General features: G+C 73.5%; 16 protein-coding genes. 6 read left to right on the forward strand and 10 right to left on the reverse strand.

Annotated elements, in window-relative coordinates:
* Window positions 1-2 precede the first annotated feature (2 nt).
* On the forward strand, window positions 3-986 hold the full coding sequence (hemB, locus tag ACN26Y_RS10580; protein ID WP_155330129.1) for a porphobilinogen synthase: 984 nt from the start codon (window positions 3-5) through the stop codon (window positions 984-986).
* Here the strand turns inward: hemB and ACN26Y_RS10585 are convergent.
* Entirely contained in the window at window positions 980-2,101 is a 1,122-nt protein-coding gene (locus tag ACN26Y_RS10585; RefSeq protein WP_155330130.1) for a hypothetical protein, read from the reverse strand. The genes hemB and ACN26Y_RS10585 overlap by 7 nt on opposite strands.
* A gap of 2 nt (window positions 2,102-2,103) precedes the next feature.
* The gene (locus tag ACN26Y_RS10590; RefSeq protein WP_155330131.1) at window positions 2,104-2,643 is read right to left on the reverse strand and encodes an RNA polymerase sigma factor; all 540 of its coding nucleotides are present in this window, start codon (window positions 2,641-2,643) and stop codon (window positions 2,104-2,106) included.
* A 260-nt stretch (window positions 2,644-2,903) separates the two neighbouring features.
* On the opposite strand from ACN26Y_RS10590, the gene ACN26Y_RS10595 reads away from it, so the two are divergent.
* Entirely contained in the window at window positions 2,904-3,404 is a 501-nt protein-coding gene (locus ACN26Y_RS10595; protein WP_155330132.1) for a helix-turn-helix domain-containing protein, read from the forward strand.
* Window positions 3,405-3,461: 57 nt separating this feature from the next.
* Here the strand turns inward: ACN26Y_RS10595 and ACN26Y_RS10600 are convergent, their stop codons facing one another.
* The 3 genes from ACN26Y_RS10600 to ACN26Y_RS10610 form a co-directional block, all read right to left on the reverse strand.
* The gene (locus tag ACN26Y_RS10600) at window positions 3,462-6,740 is read right to left on the reverse strand and encodes a lamin tail domain-containing protein (RefSeq protein WP_422734668.1); all 3,279 of its coding nucleotides are present in this window, start codon (window positions 6,738-6,740) and stop codon (window positions 3,462-3,464) included.
* A 93-nt stretch (window positions 6,741-6,833) separates the two neighbouring features.
* Window positions 6,834-7,850 carry a GNAT family N-acetyltransferase gene (locus ACN26Y_RS10605; protein WP_155334026.1) on the reverse strand — a complete coding sequence of 339 codons (1,017 nt, stop codon included), beginning with the start codon at window positions 7,848-7,850 and terminating at the stop codon, window positions 6,834-6,836.
* A 72-nt stretch (window positions 7,851-7,922) separates the two neighbouring features.
* Window positions 7,923-9,245, reverse strand: coding sequence for a lytic murein transglycosylase (locus ACN26Y_RS10610; RefSeq protein ID WP_155330134.1), 1,323 nt, complete (start codon window positions 9,243-9,245; stop codon window positions 7,923-7,925).
* 56 nt (window positions 9,246-9,301) lie between these two features.
* On the opposite strand from ACN26Y_RS10610, the gene ACN26Y_RS10615 reads away from it, so the two are divergent.
* Together ACN26Y_RS10615 and ACN26Y_RS10620 are read left to right on the forward strand one after the other, a co-directional pair.
* Window positions 9,302-9,517, forward strand: coding sequence for an FmdB family zinc ribbon protein (locus tag ACN26Y_RS10615; protein WP_155330135.1), 216 nt, complete (start codon window positions 9,302-9,304; stop codon window positions 9,515-9,517).
* 154 nt (window positions 9,518-9,671) lie between these two features.
* Window positions 9,672-12,527, forward strand: coding sequence for an ATP-binding protein (locus tag ACN26Y_RS10620; protein ID WP_422734669.1), 2,856 nt, complete (start codon window positions 9,672-9,674; stop codon window positions 12,525-12,527).
* A 102-nt stretch (window positions 12,528-12,629) separates the two neighbouring features.
* Here ACN26Y_RS10620 and ACN26Y_RS10625 read toward each other — a convergent pair whose 3' ends face one another.
* Both ACN26Y_RS10625 and ACN26Y_RS10630 read right to left on the reverse strand, forming a co-directional pair.
* Window positions 12,630-13,163, reverse strand: coding sequence for a phospholipase (locus ACN26Y_RS10625; protein ID WP_155330136.1), 534 nt, complete (start codon window positions 13,161-13,163; stop codon window positions 12,630-12,632).
* Between the two features lie 174 nt (window positions 13,164-13,337).
* Window positions 13,338-14,993 (reverse strand): glycoside hydrolase family 10 protein, encoded by a 1,656-nt coding sequence (locus ACN26Y_RS10630; RefSeq protein WP_155330137.1) that lies wholly within the window; start codon window positions 14,991-14,993, stop codon window positions 13,338-13,340.
* A 337-nt stretch (window positions 14,994-15,330) separates the two neighbouring features.
* Here ACN26Y_RS10630 and ACN26Y_RS10635 point away from each other — a divergent pair, with 337 nt between their 5' ends.
* A complete protein-coding gene (locus ACN26Y_RS10635; protein WP_422734671.1) occupies window positions 15,331-16,338 on the forward strand; it encodes a LacI family DNA-binding transcriptional regulator in 1,008 nt (335 codons plus the stop codon).
* 124 nt (window positions 16,339-16,462) lie between these two features.
* On the opposite strand, the gene ACN26Y_RS10640 is transcribed toward ACN26Y_RS10635, so the two are convergent.
* The 3 genes from ACN26Y_RS10640 to ACN26Y_RS10650 all read right to left on the reverse strand — a co-directional run bounded on the left by ACN26Y_RS10640 (window position 16,463) and on the right by ACN26Y_RS10650 (window position 19,401).
* A complete protein-coding gene (locus tag ACN26Y_RS10640; protein ID WP_155330139.1) occupies window positions 16,463-17,188 on the reverse strand; it encodes a methyltransferase domain-containing protein in 726 nt (241 codons plus the stop codon).
* A 219-nt stretch (window positions 17,189-17,407) separates the two neighbouring features.
* Window positions 17,408-17,725, reverse strand: coding sequence for a hypothetical protein (locus ACN26Y_RS10645; protein ID WP_155330140.1), 318 nt, complete (start codon window positions 17,723-17,725; stop codon window positions 17,408-17,410).
* A 38-nt stretch (window positions 17,726-17,763) separates the two neighbouring features.
* Entirely contained in the window at window positions 17,764-19,401 is a 1,638-nt protein-coding gene (locus tag ACN26Y_RS10650) for an ABC-F family ATP-binding cassette domain-containing protein (protein ID WP_422734672.1), read from the reverse strand.
* Between the two features lie 143 nt (window positions 19,402-19,544).
* Here ACN26Y_RS10650 and ACN26Y_RS10655 point away from each other — a divergent pair, with 143 nt between their 5' ends.
* Window positions 19,545-20,306, forward strand: a complete 762-nt coding sequence (locus ACN26Y_RS10655) for an ROK family protein (protein ID WP_155330142.1) — start codon at window positions 19,545-19,547, stop codon at window positions 20,304-20,306.
* Window positions 20,307-20,328: the final 22 nt, after the last annotated feature.

Raw genomic sequence — 20,328 nt, forward strand, 5'->3', positions numbered from 1 at the left:
CCGTGCCGTACCCCGAGATCCGGCCCCGCCGGCTGCGCCGCAACGCCGCCGTGCGGCGGCTGGTCTCCGAGACCCGCGTCGACCCGGCCGAACTGGTCGTACCGATGTTCGTCAAGGAGGGGCTGACCGAGCCGCGGGCCGTCGCGTCGCTCCCGGGCGTGCTCCAGCACTCCCGGGACTCGCTGCGCAAGGCCGCCGTCGAGGCGGTCCAGGCCGGGGTCGGCGGGATCATGCTCTTCGGGGTACCGGAGTCGCGGGACGAGCGCGGCTCGGGCGGGATCGACCCGGACGGCATCCTCAACGTCGCCATCCGGGACGTGATCTCCGAGGTGGGCGACGCCACGGTCGTGATGAGCGACCTGTGCCTGGACGAGTTCACCTCGCACGGGCACTGCGGCCTGCTCACTCCCGACGGCGGGGTGGACAACGACGCCACCCTGGCCGCGTACGGCGAGATGGCGGTGGCCCAGGCCGCCGCCGGGGTCCACGTGGTCGGGCCGTCCGGCATGATGGACGGCCAGGTCGGCGTGGTCCGCCGGGCCCTGGACGCCGCCGGGCACCAGGACGTGAGCATCCTGGCGTACGCCGTGAAGTACGCGTCGGCGTTCTACGGCCCCTTCCGCGACGCGGTGGAGTCGGCGCTGGAGGGCGACCGTCGCAGCTACCAGCAGGACCCGGCGAACCTCCGCGAGTCGCTGCGCGAGGTCGAGTTGGACGTCGCCGAGGGCGCCGACATGGTGATGGTCAAGCCGGCGCTGCCGTACCTCGACGTGGTCGCGGCGGTCCGGGCGGCGGTGGACGTCCCGGTCGCCGCCTACCAGGTCTCCGGCGAGTACGCGATGGTCGAGGCGGCCGCCGCGAACGGCTGGATCGACCGTGAGCGGGTGATGCTGGAGTCGCTCACCGCGATCCGTCGGGCCGGCGCCCAGATCATCCTCACCTACTGGGCGGTCGAGGCGGCCGGGCTGCTCCGCCAGCGCTACTGAACGCGGACGGTCGTCACGTTCTGCGCCAGATCGTCCACGGAGGCGTCCCGGCCCAGGTGCACCGGCAGCCCGGCCCAGGCGACCCGGACCGTCGCGTCGTCGGCCCAGGCGACGCCCGTGATCGGGCCTAGCACGAAGGCCGGATCGGCGATCAGCTGGTCGGCCCGTAGCGCTCCCGTGGCGGTGTCGAACACGGCCAGCCGTTGCTCCCGTCGGTCGCCTGAGGTGTCGAGGGGGCGGTAGGGGACCGCGACCCGGGCGCCGTCCGGTGAGAGGCGCAGGCCGTTCACGCATAGGCCGCTGACGGTCAGCCGGGCGATCCGCTTCCCGTCGGTGGTCCGCCGCACGTCGGTGTGGCAGCCGTGGTCGTCCCGCTGCTCGACGAGCCGGTCCGGGCGTACGTCGGTCTGGCTCGCCGCGAGCAGGTCGACGCCGGCGGTCGACGACCGGAGGAGCAACTTCTCCCGACCGGTGAGGAGGTCGTGCGTCACGATTCCGGCGTCCCGGGCGAGGTAGGCGACCGTCGTGTCGGCGCCCAGCAGTTCGATCCCCTGACCCTTGACCCGCACCTCGCGGCTGCGTTCCACAGCACCGTCCGAACGCAGCACCACCAGCCTGATCGACAGCCCCTCGACGTCCGGGCCGTCGGTGCGCGCGACACCCGGCGTCAGGTCGGTGTACACGAGTCCGACCAGCCGCCCGTCGGGCAGCGCCGCGCCCAGCGAGAAGTCCTCCGGTACGCGGTGCCGGCGTATGGACCCGCCCGGCAGCACCTCCTCGACGACGCCGGGCGGGCTGTCGCGGTCCACGGTGACCATCAACCGCTGCGCTGGTTCCGGCCACCGCGCCGGCGGTGACGCGGTGGCGGTCATCGTCGGCCGGCTCGTCGTCCCCGCTGGCCCGCTCGTCGAGGCCGACGGGCTCCGGGCCAGCAGCGGTACCGCCCCGCTGGTGAGCGCCACCAGCAGGGCCAGCCCACCTGCCGTCGTTGCGCTCCGCCGACGCCGTCGAGCCCGTGCCCGGCGGAGAACGGCGGCCAGATCTGAGGTGTGCGACGGGGTCGTCCGCGCGGCGCGGTGCACCGCCTTGGCCAGATCCTCGGGTACGTCGTCCATCGTCACTCCTTCTCGGCCAGCGCCGCTCGCAGTCCGGCGAGACCTCGGGAGAGCCGGCTCTTCACCGTGCCCTCGGTCAGGTCGAGCACCGCTGCGGTCTCGGCGGTGGACAGGTCCAGCAGGACACGACAGACGATCACCGCCCGCTGGGCGGTGGGGAGCCGGTCCAACGCCGACCGGGCGGCCATCCCGGCCGGGTCCGGCCCGGACACGGCCGCACCCCGGTCGCCCGGTGCGGGTGGGCGTTCCCGGCGGACCTTCCGCCACCACGAGGTCGCCCAGTTCAGCCCGACCCGGAACACCCATCCGGCGGGGTTGTCGAGCTGCCGGACCCGGTCCCACCGTGCGTACGCCCTTGCCATCGCCTCGTCGGCGGCCTCGCGGGCCAGTCCGACGTCCCCCGTGGCGAGGGCCAGTGCCCGGTGGATCCGGTCGACGTGCGCCCGGTAGAACCGCTCGAACGGCACGGCCGGGTCGGCGTCGGGCCCACCCGGACCGAGCTCGTCGGACGGCCGGACCGGCGAGGCGACGTCGCTTCCCATGCCAGGTACACGCTTCCCACCCGGGATCGGTTCCCACCCGTCCGCGCCGACTCTGCGAACAGTCGGCGGGTGGGACGAACCTCTGTTCCGCCCCCTTTGCTCTGCTTCAACGGACGCAACAGATCTCGTTGATTTCTGATGCGTGGGTTGAAGCAGAGCAAAGGAGGCGAATGGGCAGGGTGTGACCCCCGGCGAGCCGTTGTCCACAGGCTTGTCCACAGGGGTTGCCGCGCCGGCCGCCGAGCCAGGACAGTTTCGACATGACCTCCGCCTTCGACCCGCCCGACACGGGGCCGACCCTGGGACCGTTCCCCGTCGAGGGAATCGTCCGCCGGGCGCGCCGCATCGTCGGCCTCAGCCAGATCCGCATGGCACGGTTCGCCAAGGTGGCACCGTCGACCGTCGCCCGGGTGGAGGCCGGCACCCTGACGCCGAGCCTGGCGGTGCTGGAACGGCTCCTCGGCGCGGCGGGGCTCTATCTCGTCGTGGTCGACCAGGAAGGCCGCCTCGTCCGTCCGATGGAAGTGTGGGACGACACGCGCGACGGCGCCGGCCGTCGCTATCCGGCGCACCTCGACACGATCCTCGACCCGAAGCCGGGCGAGTGGTGGGCGGACATCTACGGGCTGGCGCGGCCGCCGGAGACGTTCCACCGCTGCCCCGTCGAGCGGGAGATGCGGCGCCGCCTCAGCGTGTGGGAGGTACGCGTCGCCCAGAACCGGTCCGCCCCTCGACCGCCTGATCCGGACCGGTACGGCTGACGGCCCGCCGGCCAGGCGAAGGGCCTGGCCGGCGGGCCGTCAGCGAGCGGACCCGGATCAGTCGTCGTCGACGATGGTGCCGGTGCCGAGCGGGTCGGCGAGGCGCAGACCCGGTATGCCGGCCACGAGCAACGTCAGCTTCTCGTCGGCCTCGCGCTTCCGGTCACCGCGCACGGTCACCGGGAAGGTGAGGGTCGTCTGACCGGCCGCGAGGGTCCTGCACCCGACGTACGACTCGTAGTCCGAGCCGGACCGGGCGGTCGTCCCGTAGGTCGCGGCGCACACCAGCACCGGCTGGGACAGCGGTCGCGAGACGGTGACGGTGAAGTCGAGCCGGACGTTGCCCCGATCGCCCTCGACCACCGACGCGTCGGCCACGCTGAGCGACGCGCGGGAGCGGAACCGCGCCACCTGCGGGTCGTGGTCGCTGGAGCCGCGCGTGCCGTCACCGGCGTGCTCGGCCGGCCAGTCGGCGTTGATGTGCGCGGCGCGCATCTGCACCAGGTCGCGGTGCAGCGCCCCGTTCACGAACAGGTGGTCCAGCGTCTGCGCCTGCCCCTCGAAGCTGTACGAGTAGGCGGACGACGGTGCGTCGGCGAGCAGGTCCTCCCAGAGGTTGCGCAGCCCCGCCTCGTACAGCGGACCGAGCTGGTCCGACGGCGTCAGGTCCGCCCCGGTCGCGATCGGGTCGTCGGGGCGCGGGAAGACGTTCAGGTCACCGCCGTACACCACGCGCGCGTTCGGGTCGGACGCCTCGATCGCCGACACGATCGCGGCGCCGTAGGCGGCCTGCTCCCGGCGCTGCCCCACCCGGGCGTCCGGCGTGGACGAGTAGTGGTTGCTCGCCGCCCACACCGTGAACCGCTCGCTCGACCCGGGCGCGGCGGCCACGGAGAACTTGCCGAGCTGCGGCGCCCGGGTGAAGACGTTGTTCCCGTCCTTGCCGGTCGAGGTGTCCACGTCGGACGGCAGCACCGCGTTGAGCGCCTTCGGGTTCTGCACGTCCGCGTTCGTCGGCAGCCCCGCCGAGCGGTACTGCACCGTCGGCGACGAACCCAGCAGCGGGTCACCGGCGGTCGCCTCGGCCAGCGAGACCCGGTCGGTGCGGAAGAGGAACGCCGAGGTGATGCCCCGGTCGTCCGCGCCGGTGCGGTCGTACGCGGCCGCGTAGGCGGGGCCGCCCTTCGCGGCGATGGTCAGCGCCAGCTCCTGGAGGGTGTCCGGGGCGCCGTCGGCGTCGTTCATGGTACCGCAGACCAGCTCACTGCCGCTGACCGTGCAGATGTCCTGGTCCTCCGCCTCCTGCACGAGGATCAGGTCGGGGGAGTGCAGGTCGGTGGTGATCTGGTCGGCCAGCGCGGCGAGCTGCTCCCGGTACTCCTCGTCACTGCCCGGCACGTAGTCGAACGGCGGGCGGACGCCGGTGCAGCCGGCGTTGCCGGCGAAGTCGCAGCCGTCGAACGGGTCGTCGCGGAAGTCGTACAGGTTCTCCACGTTGTACGTCGCGACCGCGAACTCCTCCGACCGCCTGGCCGGCTGCGGCGGGTTGTTCTTCGACGGGTCGGCCCCGGCGGCGAAGGCGGCCGACTCGACCTGGACGCCGTACTTCTCGAAGGAGTAGTAGAGGCCGCCGACGGCGTCACCGGTCAGCGTGTCGAAGGTGTGCGCCGGCGGCAGCAGGGCAGCGTTGTCCCCGGCCACCGCCTTGACGCCCATGCTGCCCAGCATGATCCGCTGACCGTTGCCGTCGTCGAAGGTGCGCGTCGGGTCGTTGTCGAGCGGGTGGGTGTCCCGGAAGACCCGGCGGGTGTACGGGTCCGCGCGGTCGAGCAGCGGGTCGTCCCGGTCGATGACGAAGGTCTCGGCGTCGGCCGTGGAGGCGAAGACGTTCCGTCCGCTCACCGCGGCGCTCCCGGCGCGTACCCGGAGCCGCGCGCCCTCGTGCCGCTCCCAGAAGCGCTGCGCGTCCGCCAGGTCTACCGGCGGAACCGCGTCGGTCACCGCGACCACCGCGTTCACGTCCAGCCCGGAGGCGACCTTGCGGACCAGCGACGCGCTGGAGAGCTGGGTCATGTTGAAGTACTCGGAGACGCGGGCCCGCAGCACCACCTCGTCGCCGACGGTCGGCACGTAACCGCCGATGAGCGACGTGAACGAGCCCATGAAGACGAAGATGCCGTCGGAGCTGGTCGGGTCGCCGTCGGTGGCGTCGGAGCGGCTCTGGAGGAAGAAGCCGTGCTGGTCCCGGCCGGACGAGTCCCGGGCCAGGGCGCGCTGGGTGACGACCCCGCGGACGTCGTGGAGCGTGCTGCTGGTGCCGTTGCCGCTGGCCGGCGCGAGCGGCGAGCGGTCGGCCGGGCCGGACTCGGCGTCGGTGGTCGGGCCCTGCACCTCCCCGACGGTCAGCTCCCGGGTGACCTGCACGGTCAGGGTGCAGGTGGCGGTGGTGCCGTCCGCGTCGGTCGCGGTCAGGAGCACCGAGTACGCCCCGGCGGCCAGGTCGGCGCTCGCGGTGACGGTGGCCCGGGCGGTGCCGCCGGCCGCCTCAGCGGGGGTGACCGCGGTACGGCTGATGGAACCGGTGGTCGGCGTCGGGCTGACCGAGGTGACGGCCAGGTCGACGATCCGGTCGTCCGGGTCGGTGGCGGTGACCTCGCGGGTCGCGGCGGTGCCGGCCGACGTGGCGAGCGTGCCGCCACACGTGACGGTGGCCGGCGCGTCGACCGGGCCGCCGCCGTCGGTCGTGTGCGCGCCGAGCCCGTCGACCGTGTCGACGGCGAAGCCCGCCCACTGGGCGGCCGGGTCGAAGGCGTCGGCGGGATCGGTGTCGCCGGCGGTGACGCCGCCCAGGCGGCGCAGCGTGTTGTCGGCGGTGCTGGTCGCCCCGGCACCCCATTCGGTGCCCGGGTCCACGCCCACCTGGCCGATCGAGTCGAGCACGGTGTCGCCCCGGCGGAGCACGACCGCGTCGTCGCCGTTGAACAGGCCGCTGCCGGTGGTCTGGTCGGCCTGGGCGAGGATCGCGGCGTTCGCCGAGGAGTGGGCGAAGACGTGGACGTCACCCGCCGCCACCGTGCCGGTCAGGGGGAAGGCCGTCGGAGTGGTGGAGCCGTTGAAGTACAGCAGCAGCTGGTAACCGCCGGCGCTCAGGTCGATCGGCGCGCCGGTGCCGTTGAAGAGCTCGATCGCCTTGTTGTTGGACGAGCCTTCGACGTACTCCGAGATGAACAGGTCGGTGGGCGCGGCGCTGGCCGCGGTGGGTGCGACTCCGACGGCCGTGACGGTGACGGCGGCGGTGGCGGTCGCGAGCGCGGCGATTGTGCGGCGCGGGCGCATGGAGCCTCCACGGTGGGTGGGCATGAACTAACGCACGTTAAGTGGCGTGGTTGACCGCCGTCCATCCCCCGACGGACGCTTTCGTGAAACTTCTCAGCGCCCCGGGTCGAGCCGGTGCACCAGGTCGGCGACGTCCACGCTGTACTCGCACCACTCGCGGTCGGGGCGGTACCCCAGCTCGGCGTTGACCTTGAGCATCGCCTCGTTGGCCTGGGCGTTCCAGGTCTGCACCTCGACGAGCTGCGGTTCGGCGGAGCGCAGCTCCAGCAGCATGCGTGCCTTGATCGCCCGGTCGATGCCGTACCCGCGGTGGTCCTGGACGACGATCGTGTCGTACTGGTCGGCGCGGGTCGGGTGCTGGGCCGGCACCACCACCTCGGTCAGGCCGGCCACCTCGCCGGATTGCTCGTGCAGGGCGAGCACGATGTACGGCTTCATGCCCCGCCGGTGCAGGCAGTCCAGGCTGTCGCGCAGCCGCTGCGGATCGTACGAGCTGGGGCGCAGTTCGCCGTCCTCGACGTCGCGCACCTCGGCCTTGGCCCGCGCGTACGCCTCGATCAGCTCGTCCGGGGGCCCACCGGGGTGGAACTCCAGGTGGTAGCCCGCGCCGATGCCGGAGGCCATCTCGGTCAGCTCGGCCCAGTCCACCGTGGCGAGGTCGAGCACGCTGCGGGTCTCCACGTACTCCTTGGCGAAGCCGAGCGCCTCGTAGAAGCCGACCGCCGGGGTGTCGCCGACCACCTCGACGCCGATCGACTGGAACCCCTCGTGGTAGACCCGGCGGGCGGCGGTCAGCACCAGGTCGCGGCCGAGGCCGGTGCGGCGCGCGGACGGGTGCACCAGCACCTCCAGCACGCCGATGTCACCGAGCAGCAGCACGTGGACCTGACCCATGATCGCCCCGGGGACGCCGTTCGAGGCCGGCTCCGCCTGGGCGACCCAGGAGATCCGGCGCTCACCGGGCATCACCTCGGCCAGGTATTCCCGCAGGGAATTCTCCTGCCACGGCGGATCCTGCGGCAGATCGGCCGCCAGGACCGCGTTCAGCGTGTCCAGCAGCGACGCGATCTCGGCGGACGACGCGGTCCTGGGGTCCCACTCGCGCACCATCACCCGTCTAGCTTGCCGCTAACGGCTGCCCGGGGGAAGTGTCCAGTTCTCCAATGTATGCGGACGATCACGTCACGTGCGGCTGGCCTGCCCGTACTGGTTGGCCCGGTCGAACACGTCCTGCGCGTACGCCCGGACGTCGTTGTACGACAGGATGGCGTTCCACCAGTCACCGGCGATGGTCAGGTTGCGGCTCCCCTTGCACAGGTAGTTCGCGGCGGCCAGGGCGGCGTCGTCGATGTCGTGCGGGTCCTTGCGGCCGTCGTTGTCCGCGTCGGCGCCGACCTCCTGCCACGTGGTCGGGATGAACTGCATTGGCCCGATCGCCCGGTCGTAGGTCGTGTCCCGGTCGAGCACCCCGCGGTCGGTGTCGCGGATCAGCATCCGGTTGTCGCGCCCGTCCAGCGGGAGGCCGATGATCTCGGGGGCGGCCCGGCCGTCCGTGCCGAGCCGGGCGCCGTTGGCCTGCCCGTGCGCGGACTCGACGTGCCCGATCGCGGCCAGCGTGGTCCAGCTCAGCCCGCAGCTCCGGTTGGTCTGGGCGAGCACCAGCTCGGCGTACCCGTACGCCTGCATGGCCACCGGGGCGATGCCCACCTTCGGGCCGATCTGAGCGGCCCAGGCGGCGAGGGCGTCGGCGGGCCGGCCGGTGCCGGGCGCCGGGACGACCGTGCCGCCGGTTGGCGCCACGGCCGTGGGTCCGCCGAGCGGCGGCAGCGTCGTGGCCGGCAGCGGTGCGCCCGCCGCCAGGGTCGGGTCGGCAGCGGTCGTCGGCGCTCCCGCGCTGGCGTCGACCGCGACCGGCCGGGAGCGCACGGCCGCGGGTACCAGCAGGGCGCCGGCCGCGGCGGTCGCCGCCACCAGGAAGAGCAGGAAGACGCCGGGCAGGGTGAGCCGCCCGCTGGGGCGCCGCGACCAGTCGCGGACCGCCCGGGTCGCACCCGCCGCCAACCGTCCCGGCGGGATCCGTACGGCGTGCGCGAAGGGGACCCGGCGCCGCCGGGCTGCCGCGGGCCGGTCCGGGGCGGCCGGGTCGACCGGGGGCAGCGGGTCGACCCGGGTGACGGTGAGGTCGTCGCCGGTGCGCGGCGGCGCCGTCCCGGCAGGGCCGTCGGTCCGTGCCGCCGTGTCGTCGGTCCGTGCCGCCGTGTCGTCGGTCCGTGCCGCCGTGTCGTCGGTCCGTGCCGCCGTGTCGTCGGCGTGCGGCGGGTCGTCGTCGGTGTGCGCCGCCTTGTCGTCGGCGGAGGGTGTCGCCGAGCGCAGCCACGGCCGGCGTGGACGGGGCACCGAGGCGAACGGCTCGTCCGGGGCGGCGCCGGAGCCGGCGAACGGGCCGTCGGGCGGCGCGGCCGGCCGGAGGGGTCGAAGGGTCGTCCTGTCCTCGCCGTCCACCACCCGTCGAGTATCACCCATGTTCCGCGCGACGTCAGGACCGGTCGTACGCTGATGCCATGCCCCGGTACGAGTTCCGCTGCCGCGCCTGCGGCGACACCTTCGAGGTCAACCGTCCCATGGCGCGGGCCGCCGAGCCGGCGTCCTGCCCGCAGGGGCACGACGACACGGTGAAGCTGCTGTCCACGGTCGCGGTGACCGGCCGCGGTGGGGCGGGCGCGCCCGCCCCGGCACCGAGCGGTGGCGGCTGCTGCGGCGGTGGCTGCGGCTGCTGAGCCGCACTCGGAGTCCGTCGGTACGGCTGTCGCGCTTGCCCGCACGAGGTCCTAGTGGCACGTTGGGGCGGAGCCGGGGCGGCCGTTCTCACGATGCGTGACGGCTTGCTTTCAGGCAGCATGAACCCGACGTCACGGGGCGGAGGTTCCACGCATGTCGCCACGGATCCACCTCCCGACCGGGTTGGTGACCTTCGTCTTCACCGACATCGAGGGCTCGACCCGGCTGGCCCAGCTGCTCGGGCCCGACTACCGGCCGGTGCTGCGGGAGCACCGGCGGCTGCTGCGCCGGACCATCGCCGCCACCGAGGGCGCGGAGCTGCTCACCGAGGGGGACTCGTTCTTCCTGGCCTTCGGTGACGCGACCGCCGCGCTGACCGCCTGCCTGACCGCCCAGCGGGCCCTGGCCAGTCACGACTGGCCGACGCAGGAGGCCGTGCCCCGGGTGCGGATGGGCCTGCACACCGGGTGGGCCGAGCCGCGCGACGGCGAGTACGCGAGCCCCGAGGTCCACCGCGCGGCCCGGGTCGCCGCGGCCGCGCACGGCGGGCAGGTGCTCTGTTCCGCGGCCACGGCGAGGCACGCCGACCCGCTGCCGTCCGGCGCGTCGCTGCTCGACCTCGGCCTGCACCGGCTGCGCGGCTTCGACGACCGGGAGCGCCTGTTCCAGCTCGTCGCCCCCGGGTTGGAGCGCCAGTTCCCGCGCCCGCGTACCGCCGACGCGGTGGCGCACAACCTGCCGACCCAGGTCACCTCGTTCGTGGGCCGGCAGAGCGAGCGCGCCGAGCTGCGGCGGCTGGTGGAGGGGCACCGGCTGGTCACCGTGCTCGGTGCGGGCGGCACCGGCAAGACGCGCCTCGCCGTGGAACTCGCCGGCGACCTGGTGGAGTCCTATCCGGACGGGGCCTGGTTCGTCGACATCGCCACCGTCACCGACCCGGGTCTGGTGGCGTTCGCCATCGCCGCCGTGCTCGGTCTCCGCCCGGAGCCGGGCCGCCCGATGGTGGACACCCTGGTGGAGTACGCGGCCGCCCGCCGGATGCTCGTCCTCCTGGACACCTGCGACGCCCAGCCGGCCGCGTCGGCCGAGGTGATCTCCCGGCTGCTCGCCGGCGGGACGGGCGTGCGGGTCCTCGCCACCAGCCGGGAGTCGTTCGGGCTGCCCGGCGAGGTGGTGTGGCGGATCCCTCCGCTGTCGGTGGACCGGCCCCCGGACGGCGCGGAGAGCGACGCGGTCGCGCTGCTGCTCGACCGGACGGCCGCGGCCCGGGGCGGCCGGCAGCCGGATCCGGCCGAGTCGGCCGACCTGCGCCGGGTCGTGCAGCGGCTGGACGGCCTTCCGCTCGCCATCGAGCTGGCCGCCGCCCGGCTGCGGGTGCTCTCCGTCGGCCAGCTCGCCGAACGACTCGACGATGTGCTGGGCACCCTGGACGCCGGCCGGGACGACCCGGAGCCGCCGCCGGCCGATGGCGGCTGGACGGGTAACCAGCAGGACACGGTGGATCTCGTCGCGGCGGCGGCCGGGATCAGCCCGCCCAGCCCGGCGACCCGGGCGGTGCAGCGGTCGGCGACCGAACGGCACGTCACCATGCAGGCCACCGTCACGTGGTCGTACCGGACGCTCGGGCCGCGCGCGGCCCGGCTGCTGCGGTGGCTGGCCGTGTTCGCCGGGCCGGTGGACCTGCCGACGGTGGAGTGGCTGCTCGGGGACGACCCGCTCGACCCGCTGTCGGTACTGGTGGACAAGTCGATGGTGCTGGCCGAGCCGCACGCGTCGGGCAGCACGTACCGGATGCTCGACCCGATCCGCGCGTACGCGGCGCGGCGGCTGGTGGAGGCGGGGGAGGAGCAGACCGCCCGGGACCGGCACGTGGCCTGGTCCGCCCACGCCCTCCAACGGGTGCACCTCGGTCCGGACGGCCGGCCGGCGACCCTCTCGCTGTACGCGCTCGATCCGCTCGCCGGCGAGCTGCGCGCCGCGCTGCGCTGGTGCGCCACGGGTGGCAGCGCCCGGGCGGGGCTGGAACTGGCCGGTGGGCTGGACCAGTGGTGGCGGGAGCGGGGGCTGGCCCGGGAGGGGCGGCTCTGGCTGTCCCGGCTGTACGGCCGGATCGCCGAGACCGGGGAGCGCATCCCGGAGGCGGAGCTGGCGGCGGCGTACCACATGCACTCGCTGCATGCCGGCGCCGACGGCGAGTTCGCCGAGGAGCTGCGCTTCTCCCAGCGCGCGGAGGAGGCGGCGCGGCAGGCCGGTGACGCGGGCCTGCTCGCCCGGGTCCTGGCCGGTCGGGCGGCGCCGCTGGTCGACATGGGACAGTTCGCCGAGGCGGAGCGGGTGTGCCGCGAGGTGATCGACTGGGCGCACCGGCAGGACGTGGTGGGTGACGCCCTGTTCGCCGTGTTCAGCCTGGCCGAGCTGCTCTGGCGCCGGGGCGCGCTGGACGAGGCGGCCGAGCTGCTCGGGGCGGCCCGCCCGGTGGAGGCGGCCCGCCCGGTGGAGCGCGGCCGGCGCTCGGTGGACATGCTGCTCGGCCTGGTCGCGCTGGCCCGGGGGGACCTGATCGCCGCGCACGAGCACCTGCTGGTGGCGCTCCGCTCCCGCATGGCGCACGGTTTCCACGGTCGCGCCTGCGACACGCTGCACGCGATCGCCGTGCGCTGCGCCGCCGGGGGTGACCCGCTGGCCGCCGCGCGGCTGTTCGGGGCGGCGCAGGCGACGCGGGCGAGCCTGCGCTCCACGCCGGGCATCTACGGGGCGTACTGGGCGCAGCGCCAGATGGAGCTCCGCGAGGCGTTGGGTGACGCCGCCTTCGACGACGCGTACGCCGTGGGTGCGGAGTTGGGTCTGGAGGAGGCGGCCGCACTGGCGCTCAGCATCGAGCACCCCGACCTGGCCGCCGACTCGACCCGCTTCGCCACGGGCACCCCCACCCCCACCCCCAACCCCCGCCAACCCACCGCCACCCCCACCCCCACCCCAACGCCCACCCCCCACACCGAACACGCCTGACCCTCACCGCGTTGATCATGAAGTTAGCGGGCGGTTCGATCTCCATTTCACCCGCTAACCCCATGATCAACTTGGCGATACCCCTGGGTGCGGGGGTGTGGGTCAGGTGCGGGCGCGGCGTTCGGCGTCGGCCTTCATCTTCGCGGCGCGGTCGATGTCGGACTGCTGGACGGCGGCGACCGAGCCGAAGATGCTGACCGCCTGGTAGTAGGTCCAGGCCAGGCTGTAGCAGGCGGGCCGGACGACCGAGCTGTACGTGGCGCAGACCCGCTTCAGGTCCTCGTAGAAGGCGCTGTCCAGGCGGGCCTTGTTCGACGAGAACAGGCCCATCGCCTTGTAGTTGCGGTACCCGAAGTCGTGGCGGTAGCAGGAGAGGCTGAAGTTGAACCCGAGTGGGTTGTCCGGGCTCGACGAGCAGTAGTCGGTGGACCAGTCGAAGGCGTACTCGGACCAGGCGGCCTTGTTCAACCGGCCGGCGTTCCAGGCGTTGTAGCTGGTGGCGCTGGTCTGGGTCCAGCCGGACAGGACGGAGAGCTTCTGCTCCCGGGTGACGGCCGCGGCGGGGGAGGCGAGGCCGAGGGCGACGAGCAGGGTGACCGTGAGCGAGGCGAGGAGGGTGGCGAGGCGTCTGGACACGATTACCTCCGCGAGGGTGAGCGGGACGGCATGTTACCGGCGGGTTACCGGGTGTAGATCAGTGTCGATGCCGTACCTCGCGGCGACCTCGCGGCGGTCTCAACATTTCGTGTCCGGCGCCTAAACAGACGAATGCCCCGGGCGCCAGGGGCGCCCGGGGCATTCAGCGCAGGGTCAGCGCACGAAGGCCGGCGGGCTGGCCGGTCCCTCGTTGGCCACCCGGTCGACCGCCCGCACGTAGTACGTGTACGAGTGGCCCGCCTCCGCGGTGGTGTCCACCCAGGACTCGACCCCACCGGTCGCCCGGACCGTGTCGACCAGGTGCGCCGCGTCGGCGAAGTCGCACCGGCCGGCCAGGTCGAACCCGTCGAGGCGGTAGATCGCGTACGACGTGGCGGTGCCCAGCGGGCCCCTCCCGTCGGCCGGCTGCCGCCAGGTCAACTTGACGCCGTCGTCCTGCCGTTCCTTACCGGTGACCACCGGCATGAGTAGCGGCTTGGCGGGCAGGTGCGGCATCGCCGGCACCAGGGCCGGGCGGGAGTAGTGCTCGGCGGCGTAGATGTCGGTCGCGCCGAGGCGGTTGGCCCGCACCTGGACGGCCGAGAAGTGCACGTTGCCGAGCACCTCGGGGTACTGCCGGTTGAGCGTCAGGTGGTCGGACAGCTCGCGCGGGTTCATCCAGAACGAGCCGTACGCCGGCTCGCCGCTCTTGTAGTCGGCCTGCCCGATGTAGAGCTGCACGCGGGTGCCGCGCACCTGCTCGGCCCACCACGGGACCAGACGCGCGTAGTCGGCGGCCGGGTACTGGCCGATGTACCAGTACAGCTGCGGCACCACGTAGTCGATCCATTCCTCCTTGATCCACTTGCGGGTGTCGGCGGAGATGATGTCGTACGACTGGCTGCCGGTGGTGTCCGAGCCCAGCGGGTCGACGGACTTGTTGCGCCAGATGCCGAACGGGCTGACGCCGAACTTCACCCACGGCTTCTCGGCCTTGATCTTGGCGTTCATCTCCTGGATCAGCAGGTTGATGTTGTCCCGCCGCCAGTCGGCCTTGTCGGTGAAGCCCCGGTTGAACTCCGCGAACGTCGCGTCGTCCGGCACCTGGTGGGTGCCGCTCGGGTACGGGTAGAAGTAGTCGTCGAAGTGGACGCCGTCGATGTCGTACCGCTTCACCGCGTCGAGCATCGCGGTCTGGACGAACTCGCGGACCGCCGGGATGCCGGGGTTGTAGTAGAGCCGGCTGCCGGCGACGCCGGCCGGCGGGTACGCGAAGACCCAGTCCGGGTGCTCGCGGACCGGGTGGTCGGGCGCCAGCTTGCTGATGTCGGCGCCGGCGCCGCTCGGTGCGGGCATCGAGACGCGGTACGGGTTGAACCAGGCGTGGAACTCGAGGTTGCGCTTGTGCGCCTCCTCGACGACGAAGGCCAGCGGGTCCCAGCCCGGGTCCTTGCCGCGCTCCCCGGTCAGGTACTCCGACCACGGCTCGTGCGGCGAGGGCCAGAACGCGTCGGCGGTCGGGCGGATCTGGACGACGACGGCGTTGTGGTTGAGCCGCTCGGCGAGGTCGAGCCAGCCCAGGTACTCGGCCTTCTGCGCCGCGACCTGGTCCGGCGCGGTCCAGGAGCCCTTGGTGGGCCAGTCGATGTTGGTGACCGACGCGATCCACATGGCACGGAACTGCCGCTTCGGGGTGGCCGGGTCGGTGGTGCAGGTCGTGGTGGAGGCGGCGCTGGCCGTGTCGGGCGCCGCGGCGGCCGGGGTGGCGGCGACGAGCGCCCCCAGCAGCGCGGCAGCGAGCCCGGCGGCGCCGAGCCGAGTTGCCTTCATACGGTGTGTCCCTTCGTTGGGCCCCCGTGACAGGGTTCGACGCGGCCCTCCCGGCAACATCCGCCGTTGAGTAAGTGCCGCTGGTAGAAAATTTTCACACCGTGCGTGCTCCGCGCAAGGGTCTGCGCCCGATCGATCCGTCCGTCGCTTTCCGGATCCGTCGAGTGGCCCCCGTCACCGTGCCCACGGTGACCATCTCCCCACCCCCTGTCGCCGCCCGGTTGCGCCGACGCAGGTGTCAAGAAGGGCCCCTTGTACAACGCCAGGCGTTAACAAGGGGCCCTTCCTTCCTTGACCGCCACCGTAGAGTGCGGGCCAGCAGTGGGGGGAGGAAGCGGTGCGGCACAGGCTCAAGGACGTCGCGGAGCGGGCCGGAGTGTCGGTCAAGACCGTCTCCAACGTGGTCAACGGCTACGTGCACGTCCGGCCGGACACCCGGGCGCGGGTCGAGGAGGCCATCGCCGAGCTGAACTACCGGCCCAACCTGTCCGCCCGCAACCTGCGCAAGGGGCGCACCGGGGTGATCGCCCTGGCCGTGCCGGAACTGGACATCCCGTACTTCGCCGAGCTGGCCCGGCACGTCGTCACCGCCGCCGCCGAGCTGGGCTGGACGGTCCTGATCGACCAGACCGGCGGCGGCCGGGAGCAGGAACGGGTCGCCGCCGCGGGCATCGGCGACCACCTGATCGACGGTCTGATCTTCAGCCCGCTCGCGCTCACCGCCGACGACCTGGCCGGCCTGGACGGCACCCCGATGGTGCTGCTCGGCGAACGCGTCGACCACGGCCCCGCCGACCAGGTGGGGATCGACAACGCCGCCGCCGCCCGGACGATGACCGCCCACCTCATCGGGCTCGGCCGCCGCCGGGTCGCCGCGATCGGGTCGCAGCGCACCCCCGAGGGCGCGAGCGCGCGGCTCCGGCTCGCCGGTTACACCGCCGCGCTCGCCGACGCCGGCATCGCGTACGACGAGTCGCTCGTGGCGCCCGCGCCGGCCTGGCACCGCGCGGAGGGCGCGGCCGCGATGCGGTCCCTGCTGACCTCGGGGGTACGCCCCGACGCCGTCTTCTGCTTCAACGACACCCTCGCGCTCGGCGCGCTGCGCGCCCTGCACGAGGCCGGCCTGCGCGTGCCGGAGGACGTCGCGGTGGCCGGCTTCGACGACATCGAGGACGGCCGTTTCTCGGTCCCCACCCTGACCACCATCGCCCCGGACAAGGAACGCATCGCGCGCCTGGCGGTCGACCTCCTCGCCAACCGCCTCGTGGGCGACCGCACAGCCCCCCCACGCAAACTCCCCGCCCCCTGGACCCTCCTCCCCCGCGAATCCACCACCCACCCCTAACCCCCCACCCCCCGGGCCGTCCTGGTCGATCATGGAGTTAGCGGGTGGTTTGATCTCCAATTCACCCGCTAACCCCATGATCGACACGTCCCCTGCGGTGGGTGGGGTGGGTGGGGTGGGTGGGTTAGGCGAAGAAGCGGGCCAGGTGGGAGGGGGACGGGCCGTCGGCGTCGGGCGGGAGCGGGGTCAGGTCGGCGAAGATGCTGGCACCGTCGCAGCCGGCGTGCAGCGGGTACCAGCGCGGGGTGCCCGGTGGGCGTTGCATGCAGATCCCCTTGATGGTCTGGACGTCGAGCAGCCGGACATGGGTGGGGTCGGCGACCGCGTTGACGTGCCCCCACCAGGGGCTCATCACGTGCAGGACGCCGCCCGGGCGCAGCACCCGGTGCGCCTCGTCGACCAGCGGCAGGAAGTCGATCAGGTGCTCCAGGATGTGGACGGTGAAGAGCACGTCCACCGAGTCGTCGGCAAGGGGCAGCGTGCTCGACAGGTCCGCGACCGCGTCCACTCCCGGCGCCGGGAAGATGTCCAGTCCCAGGTTGCCCGGCCACTGCTTGGTCGGCCCGCAGCCCAGGTCCACCACGACGGGGTCCCGTCCGCCGACGCGGACCCGGCACCAGACGGCCAGGACCCCGGCGAGCCGGCCGACGCGGTCCCGCACCAGACGCAGGTCGTCCGGCTCGCCGACCTCCCCGGTCAGGTGAGCCACCCCCCGGTCGAAGCGCACCTCGACGGCGAGGTCCCGCAGGCGGTCGTCGTGCCGCGCCTGGTCCGTCCAGGCTTCGGCGAGGAACTCGTCGACCGCCCGCAGCCGCTCGGCCGAGGGCGGGGTCAGTGCCAGCGCGACCATCGGCCCACCTCCGGCCGCCCGTTACCCACATCGCCGCCTGGTATGCCCTGCCCTTCGGTGGACCTGCCCCGGGCCCCGGGACAACACTCGGGTCGCCCGCCCGCCCGCGATCGACCCGAGGGCGGCGGCATCGGGCGGTCCCGGCGTCGTCGACACCGCCACGCCGGCGGCATCGCGGCCGACGTGAGCTCCGGCGCCCGGCCGGTAGTGCGGTGGGCGTCAGCCGGAGATCGTGCGGCGGGGCCGGCCCACCGTACGCATCCGGGCACGCGGCTGGGGAGCCGCCGGCTTGGGCCGCTTCAGGTGGTAGCGGTGCAGCTCGTTGTTGCCGGGCAGGGACGGGTCCTCGCTCATCGCGACCAGCTCCCAGCCCTGGTCGCCGGCCCGGTTCAGATGGGCCAGCGCGGTGTCCCCGTACGGCGTGACGTCGACCATCGTGCCGTCCGGGCCGTACCAGACGAAGACGACCTCCCAGCCGACGTCGGTGGTGGCCGCCTGCCGACGGCGGACCAGCAGCGCGTACTCCCACTTGAGCATGGGCTCATTCTCACCCGTCGCGACCGGGTCGGCACGGATCAGTCCTCGGCGATCCGTCCGGCGTCCACCCGGAGCCGCCGGTTGACGCTCACCGCGCCGAGCATCCGCCGGTCGTGGGTGACCAGCAGCAGCGTGCCGGGGTAGCCGGCCAGCGCGGACTCCAGCTGTTCGATGGCCGGCAGGTCGAGGTGGTTGGTCGGCTCGTCGAGCACCAGCAGGTTCACCCCGCGCCCCTGCAACAGCGCCAGCGCCGCCCGGGTGCGCTCACCGGGGGAGAGGGTCGCCGCGGGCCGCAGCACGTGCGCCGCGCGCAGGCCGTACTTGGCCAGCAGGGTCCGCGCGTCGGCCGGTGACAGGTCGGGTACGGCCAGCCGGAAGGCGTCGAGCAGCGGCGGGTCGCCGAGGAACAGCTTGCGGGCCTGGTCCACCTCGCCGACGACGACACCGGGCCCGAGCGAGGACCGTCCGGCGTCCAGCGGCAGCCGGCCGAGCAGGGCGGCGAGCAGGGTGGACTTGCCGGACCCGTTCGCCCCGGTGACGGCTACCCGGTCCGCCCAGTCGATCTGGAGGTTCACCGGGCCGAGGGTGAAGGCGCCGCGGCGTACCACGGCGTCGCGGAGCGTGGCCACGACGGCGCCGGCGCGGGGCGCGGCAGCGATCTCCATGCGCAGCTCCCACTCCTTGCGCGGCTCCTCGACCACCTCCAGCCGTTCGATGAGCCGCTCGGTCTGCCGGGCCTTGGCCGCCTGCTTCTCGCTCGACTCGGAGCGGAACCTGCGGCCGATCTTGTCGTTGTCGGTGGCCTTGCGCCGGGCGTTGCGCACGCCCTTCTCCATCCATCCCCGCTGCATGCGGGCTCGCCCCTCCAGGTCGGCGCGGGTCTCGGCGTACTCCTCGTAGTCGGCGCGGGCGTGCCGCCGCGCCACCTTCCGCTCCTCCAGGTAGGCCGCGTAGCCGCCGCCGTAGTGGTTGACCTGCCGCTGGTGCAGGTCCAGTTCGAGGACGCGGGTCACGGTGCGGGTGAGGAACTCGCGGTCGTGGCTGACCAGGACGGTCCCGGCGCGAAGGCCGGTGACGAACTCCTCCAGCCGCTCCAGCCCGGCCAGGTCCAGGTCGTTGGTGGGCTCGTCGAGGAGGAAGACGTCGTACCGGCTGAGCAGCAGCGACGCCAGCCCGGCGCGGGCGGCCTGGCCGCCGGAGAGGCCGGTCATCTCCAGGTCGAGGGAGACGGCGAGGCCGAGGTCGGCGGCGACCTGCTCGGCGCGTTCGTCCAGGTCGGCGCCGCCGAGGGCGAGCCAGCGGTCCAGTGCTTCGGCGTACGCGTCGTCGGCGCCGGGCGCCCCCGCGGTCAGCGCCTCGGTGGCCGCGTCCAGCGTCGCCTGTGCCCCGGCGACCCCGGTGCGCCGGGCCAGGAAGTCGCGGACCCGCTCGCCGGCCCGCCGCTCCGGTTCCTGCGGCAGGTGCCCGACGTTCGCGGTGGGCGGGCTGATCGTGACGCTCCCGGCCTCGACGGGTGACAACCCGGCGAGCGTACGCAGCAACGTCGACTTGCCCGCACCGTTCGGCCCCACGAGCCCGACGACGTCCCCGGGCGCAACGACAAGATCGAGCCCGGCGAAGAGCTCCCGCTCCCCGTGCCCCGCGCTCAGGCCTTTGACAACCAACGTCCCACTCATCAGCCCGCAACCCTATCCGCACCCCACCTACCCCGCGATCTTCACTTCGCGTCCGGACGCAACGGGGCAAAGCTGGCATACGGTGGGCCGGAAATGCATGATCGGCGAGGGTGGTCCGCCACGGACCGGGCACACTTCTCGGCGTGGTGACGACTCTCGCGATCGACTGCGGCGGCGGTGGGCTCAAGGCGTCGGTTCTCGACGCCGCCGGGACCATGCGGGCGCGGCCGGTACGCGTGCCGACGCCGTACCCGCTGCCGCCCGCGCTCTTCGTCAAGACCCTGCGGGACCTGGGGTCGCGGCTGCCGCCGGCGGACCGCCTGACCGTGGGGATGCCGGGCATGATCCGGCACGGGGTGGTGGTGGCCACGCCGCACTACGTCACCCGCTCCGGCCCGCGCAGCCGGGTGGACCCCGAGCTGGTCGCCGAGTGGTCGGGGTACGACGCGCGCAGCGCCCTCGCCGACGCCTTCGGGGTGCCGGCGCTGGTGCTCAACGACGCCGAGGTGCACGGGGCCGGGGTGGTCGCCGGCACGGGTTGTGAGCTGGTGCTGACCCTCGGCACCGGGCTGGGCAGCGCCCTCTTCGACGGGGGCGTGCTCGCCCCGCACCTGGAGCTGTCCCACGCCCCCGTGCGCTGGGGCACCACCTACGACACGTACGTCGGGGAGGTCGAGCGGCGGCGGCTCGGGGACGCCTTCTGGTCGCGACGGGTACGGCAGGTGGTGGAGGGCCTACGGCCCGTCTTCCGCTGGGACCGGCTCTACCTCGGCGGGGGCAACTCGCGGCTGATCCGCCCCGAGCAACTGACCCGGATGGGTGACGACGTGGTGGTGGTGCCGAACACGGCCGGCATCGTCGGCGGCGTCCGCGCCTGGGACCTCGCCACCGCCCGGTCGGTCTGACGCGCCGCCCGGCGCCGCCAGG

This window comes from Micromonospora sp. WMMD558 (assembly GCF_049315255.1).
Lineage (GTDB): Bacteria > Actinomycetota > Actinomycetes > Mycobacteriales > Micromonosporaceae > Micromonospora.

Excerpts from the sequence above, each read along its gene's own strand:
- ACN26Y_RS10615 (WP_155330135.1), top strand. The coding sequence starts at position 9,302 with ATGCCCCGGTACGAGTTCCGCTGCCGCGCCTGCGGCGACACCTTCGAG.
- ACN26Y_RS10620 (WP_422734669.1), top strand. The coding sequence starts at position 9,672 with ATGTCGCCACGGATCCACCTCCCGACCGGGTTGGTGACCTTCGTCTTC.
- ACN26Y_RS10650 (WP_422734672.1), bottom strand. The coding sequence starts at position 19,401 with ATGAGTGGGACGTTGGTTGTCAAAGGCCTGAGCGCGGGGCACGGGGAG.
- ACN26Y_RS10645 (WP_155330140.1), bottom strand. The coding sequence starts at position 17,725 with ATGCTCAAGTGGGAGTACGCGCTGCTGGTCCGCCGTCGGCAGGCGGCC.
- ACN26Y_RS10600 (WP_422734668.1), bottom strand. The coding sequence starts at position 6,740 with ATGCGCCCGCGCCGCACAATCGCCGCGCTCGCGACCGCCACCGCCGCC.
- ACN26Y_RS10585 (WP_155330130.1), bottom strand. The coding sequence starts at position 2,101 with ATGGACGACGTACCCGAGGATCTGGCCAAGGCGGTGCACCGCGCCGCG.
- ACN26Y_RS10605 (WP_155334026.1), bottom strand. The coding sequence starts at position 7,850 with ATGGTGCGCGAGTGGGACCCCAGGACCGCGTCGTCCGCCGAGATCGCG.
- ACN26Y_RS10595 (WP_155330132.1), top strand. The coding sequence starts at position 2,904 with ATGACCTCCGCCTTCGACCCGCCCGACACGGGGCCGACCCTGGGACCG.
- ACN26Y_RS10640 (WP_155330139.1), bottom strand. The coding sequence starts at position 17,188 with ATGGTCGCGCTGGCACTGACCCCGCCCTCGGCCGAGCGGCTGCGGGCG.
- ACN26Y_RS10630 (WP_155330137.1), bottom strand. The coding sequence starts at position 14,993 with ATGAAGGCAACTCGGCTCGGCGCCGCCGGGCTCGCTGCCGCGCTGCTG.
- ACN26Y_RS10590 (WP_155330131.1), bottom strand. The coding sequence starts at position 2,643 with ATGGGAAGCGACGTCGCCTCGCCGGTCCGGCCGTCCGACGAGCTCGGT.